This is a genomic window from Novosphingobium sp. (genome assembly GCF_025351285.1).
Taxonomy (GTDB): domain Bacteria; phylum Pseudomonadota; class Alphaproteobacteria; order Sphingomonadales; family Sphingomonadaceae; genus Novosphingobium.
Genome location: NZ_JANXWG010000029.1, coordinates 1 through 3,845, shown reverse-complemented (window position 1 = coordinate 3,845; position 3,845 = coordinate 1). Strand labels below are relative to the sequence as shown.

The following is a 3,845-nucleotide window of genomic DNA, read 5'->3' as shown; positions in this document are numbered from 1 at the left end:
CAGGCCGTGGCCGACCGCATTTCGGGTTGGTTCGTGCCACTGGTCATCGCGATTGCCGTTGCCACGTTCATCATCTGGAGCCTCGTTGGCCCCGAACCACGCATCGGCCATGCGCTGCTCAACGCGATTGCCGTGCTCATCATTGCCTGTCCGTGCGCTCTCGGGCTGGCGACACCGATGTCGATCATGGTCGGCACCGGGCGCGGCGCGCAGGCCGGTGTGTTGGTCAAGAGTGCCGAGGCACTCCAAGGGTTCGAGCGCGTCGATACGCTGCTGATCGACAAGACCGGCACACTCACCGAGGGCAAGCCCAAACTCGTCGGAATCGAGACTCAAGGCGATATGCCCGATGACGACCTGCTTCGGCTCGTCGCTTCGGTCGAAGCGCGATCCGAACACCCGCTCGCCCATGCCATCGTTACCGCAGCCAAAGAGCGCGGCCTGACACTTGCCGAACCCGATGGCTTCGAGATTCAGGTCGGCGCTGGCATCAGCGCCAAGGTCGAGGGCCGCGCTGTCGTCATCGGTAACACCGCGCAGATGCAAAGCATTGGCGTCGATCCGCAGCCGCTGTTCGCTGCCTCGGAGGCGAAGCGCCGCAAAGGCGCGGGCATCATGCTCGTCGCGGTCGATGGTGCGCTTGCCGGGTTCATCGCGGTCGCCGACCCGATCCGCGCGAACGGCAAGAATTCGATCACCGCACTGCGGAAGCAAGGGCTGCGGGTCATCATGTTGACCGGTGACAATCCGACGACCGCACAGATTGTGGCCGATGCAGTCGGCGGACTCGACGGTGTTCACGCCGAACTCAAGCCCGAAGACAAAGCGCGCATCGTCGGTGAACTCAAAGCCGAGGGCGCGAAGGTCGCGATGGCAGGCGATGGGATCAACGACGCGCCCGCGCTTGCTGCCGCCGATGTCGGGCTGGCGATGGGCACCGGCACCGATGTCGCCATCGAGAGTGCCGGGATCACTCTGACCAAGGGCGATCTTGCCGCCGTTGTCCGCGCGCGAACACTCGCCAAGGCGACGATGGCGAACATCCGCCAGAACTTGTTCTTCTCGTTCGTGTTCAACGGTATCGGGGTGCCAGTGGCAGCAGGGGTTCTCTATCCGGTGACGGGCATACTGATGTCCCCGATGTTCGCGGGCGCAGCGATGGCCCTCTCATCGTTCACGGTCGTTATGAACGCGCTCCGGCTAAACCGAGTGAGACTGTGAAAGCCGCGATAGTCTATGGATGGCAATGGATTGCAAACTTGACCTTGGTTCGACCAAAGCCCAATCGCGACTGATGCCTCGCTTGCTGCGCATGTTGCTTCTATTTGGAGCCGTCATCGGACTGCTCGGACAAGAAGCCGCGTATGCTATCGGACCGTCATTCGCAATGACCGCAACTGCGTCGTCGGTCGCGTCGATGTCGCCCGAATGCGCCGAGATGATGAAACAGCAAACGCCCGACACATCACCGTGTAAGGGCCTGACGCTGGATTGCGTTGCTAAGATGGGGTGCAGCATCCCGATGGCGGTCGGAGAGTCAGCGCCTGAACCAAGGACGTTTTTCGCCGAATCGACTGTGGCTGTGGCAACGCGCTATGCTCCTCTGGCCGATCGCACCATCCTGCCGGACAAGCAGCCTCCCAAACTCCTGACCTGAGTGCATTTGTCAGCGCGCGTTTTCGTGCGCCCGAACCTTGTCAGGATCCGACCATGATTAAATCTGTGCTTGCGGCGTTGATCGCGGCAACTCCCGGCGTTGCATCAGCCGATAGCTTTACCTTCAATGCCGCGCTCGAACGAGCGGCGGCTGACGCGCCGTCGTTGCGGGGTCGCGTCGCTGGCGTCACCGCAGCACAATCTGCCGCCGTGGCGGCTGACCGGCTGCCCGATCCGACGCTAGACGTCGGCATCCAGGATTTCCCGGTGACTGGCCCCGATGCCGGACGCTTTAACCGCGACAATTTCACGATGCAGAAAATCGGTATCAGCCAGCAATTCGTAAACCCGGCAAAGCGTCATGCCCGGGCTGCGCGGGCGTCGGCGGACATCGGGATTGCCGAAGCGGGCGTGCATGTCGAAGGCCGTAGCGTTCGCCTCCAGACCGCGCTCGCGTGGATCGATCTCTACTATGCCGAACGACGCCTCGACCAATTGACGCTGCTCGATACGAGCCTCGGCGACCTGCAATCGACTGTCAGCGCCCGCCTTGCCTCGGGCAGCGCGCGGCCCAGTCAGGCGCTTGAACCCGATCAGCTCCGCGCGGCCGTAAATGATAGCCGCGCGGAACTGACCGCCAGTGTGGCAAAGGCCCGCGCGGCGCTGGCCCGTTTCACTGGTGATCCCAACCCGGAAGTCGCGGGCGCGCCGCCCGAACTTATGGTGGATCGCGCAAGACTGATCGCGGGCATCGCTGCCCTGCCATCGCTTCGAGCGATGGATGCCCAGACCGTCGCCGCCGATGCCGATACGCAGCTCGCCCGCGCGGACAAGCGCCCGGACTGGAAGGTCGGCGTCTCCTATGGTCGCCGCGAGCCTGCTTTTGGCGATCTGGTCTCGGTCGGTGTCTCGATTGACCTGCCGTTCTTCCCGAAGCGACGGCAAGACCCCAAGATTGCGGCCGCCGCCAGCGAGGCCGAGAGAGCCCGCTTCGACCGCACGGCAGCCGAACGCGAGGTGCTGGCGAGCCTCGAAGGCGATCTAGCTGACCATCTGATGCACCATCAACGGTTGGAGAATGCGCGGCAAACGCTGGTGCCGCTAACCAAGCGCCGCGCCGGACTGGATATGGCGAGTTACGCGGCTGGAAAGCTCGATCTTGGCAGCGCTCTGCTCTCATCGCTGGCGCTCGCTGAAGCCGAAATCGACGCTATCGCCCGCGAGGCGGATGTCGCGCGCGACGCGATCCGCATCAACATGACTTATGGCCCAACGACGGGCGGGGGAGACACCCAATGACCGCTGAATCGACAAATACTGTGCGCTGGCGGGCGGCTCTGCTTGGCACCCTCATCCTCGCTGGCGGCTGCGGATATTGGCTGGGCGGGCGCGGGACCGGCGATGCCACCACGCCGACTGCAAAAGAGCGCAAGATCCTCTATTATTATGATCCGATGGTGCCGCTGGAGCATTATGACAATCCCGGCGCGCTGTCCTCGATGGGGATGAAGACCCAGCCCAAATATGCCGAGGAAGGTGGCGCGCCCGGCGAAGCATTGGGGATAACGGTCAATCCCGACGCTGTGCAGAACCTGGGTGTTCGTGTCGTCGCGGCGCAAATGGGAAGTCTCGCATCCACCCTTAATGTGACGGGGAGCATCGACTTCAATCAGCGCGATGTGGCGGTGATTCAGGCTCGCTCGGGCGGGTTCGTGTCGCGCGTTTACGCCCGCGCTCCGGGCGACGTTATCCGTGCCGGTGCGCCGATTGCCGATGTGCAATCGCCCGAATGGGGCGGCGCGCAGACTGAGTTTTTGAGCGTCAAACGGCTCGCGCGTCCGGAACTCATCGCCGCCGCGCGTCAGCGATTACGCCTGTTGGGCATGTCTGGCGCCGTAATTGCCGGGGTTGAGCGCAGCGGGCGCACCAACGGCACCGTGACCATCACCTCGCCGATTTCCGGCGTGATCCAGACGCTTGATGCCCGCGCCGGGGTGGCACTAACCCAAGGGCAGACGCTGGCTCAAGTCACCGGCATCGGAACGGTTTGGCTCAATGCCGCCGTGCCCGAAGCGCAAGCCGGGAGCGTTCGCGTCGGCCAAAGCGCGAGCGCAAGCCTCACCGCCTTTCCCGGCGAGACGTTCGGCGGACGGATCATTGCCGTGCTGCCGACCGCGCAGGCCGACAGC

4 protein-coding genes are annotated in these 3,845 nt (G+C 63.8%); all 4 read left to right on the top strand.

Annotated features, from left to right (window positions below):
- Window positions 1-1,221 (top strand): heavy metal translocating P-type ATPase (locus Q0R16_RS03570; protein ID WP_295632025.1); only part of this gene is annotated, 1,221 nt, incomplete at its 5' end.
- Between the two features lie 73 nt (window positions 1,222-1,294).
- A complete protein-coding gene (locus Q0R16_RS03565) occupies window positions 1,295-1,657 on the top strand; it encodes a hypothetical protein (protein WP_295632024.1) in 363 nt (120 codons plus the stop codon).
- A gap of 53 nt (window positions 1,658-1,710) precedes the next feature.
- Window positions 1,711-2,955, top strand: a complete 1,245-nt coding sequence (locus Q0R16_RS03560) for a TolC family protein (RefSeq protein WP_295632023.1) — start codon at window positions 1,711-1,713, stop codon at window positions 2,953-2,955.
- Window positions 2,952-3,845, top strand: an 894-nt coding sequence (locus Q0R16_RS03555) for an efflux RND transporter periplasmic adaptor subunit (RefSeq protein ID WP_295632022.1), incomplete at its 3' end; no start/stop codon positions are given. The genes Q0R16_RS03560 and Q0R16_RS03555, both read left to right, overlap by 4 nt.

Coding starts and splice junctions, on each gene's coding strand:
- Q0R16_RS03560 (WP_295632023.1), top strand. CDS start 1,711: ATGATTAAATCTGTGCTTGCGGCGTTGATCGCGGCAACTCCCGGCGTT.
- Q0R16_RS03565 (WP_295632024.1), top strand. CDS start 1,295: ATGCCTCGCTTGCTGCGCATGTTGCTTCTATTTGGAGCCGTCATCGGA.